Here is a 505-nt window from a genome sequence, read left to right on the forward strand (position 1 = left end):
CCCGCGTGCTTGAGCGAGTTCAAGGGGCTCGCGCCCGTGCCACCGTCGTGGCCGGACACCAGGATCACGTCGCTGAGCGCCTTCGCCACGCCCGCCGACACCGCACCGATCCCGGACTGGCTCACGAGCTTGGTATGGATGCGCGCCTCGGGGTTCGCCCGCTTCAGGTCGAAGATCAGCTGCTTCAGGTCTACGATCGAGTAGATGTCGTGGTGCGGCGGCGGGGAGATGAGCCCGACGCCCGCGGTCGCGTGCCGCGTACGGGCGACCCACGGGTACACCTTCGCCGGCGGAAGCTGACCGCCCTCGCCGGGCTTCGCACCCTGGGCGAGCTTGATCTGGATGTCGTCCGCTTCGGTGAGATACAGGCTCGTGACACCGAAGCGGCCCGAGGCCACCTGCTTGATCGCGCTGCGCCGCTCGGGATCGACCAACCGGTCGGGATCCTCGCCGCCCTCACCGGTGTTCGACTTGCCGCCGATCCGGTTCATGGCGATCGCGAGCG

1 protein-coding gene is annotated in these 505 nt (G+C 69.1%); it reads right to left on the bottom strand.

Annotated elements, in window-relative coordinates:
* Positions 1-505 (bottom strand): glutamate synthase-related protein (locus tag KE671_RS22605; protein ID WP_249202322.1); only part of this gene is annotated, 505 nt, incomplete at both ends.

Origin of the sequence: Citrobacter amalonaticus (assembly GCF_018252635.1) — a bacterium.
In the GTDB taxonomy this organism is placed as follows: domain Bacteria; phylum Pseudomonadota; class Gammaproteobacteria; order Enterobacterales; family Enterobacteriaceae; genus Citrobacter_A; species Citrobacter_A amalonaticus_E.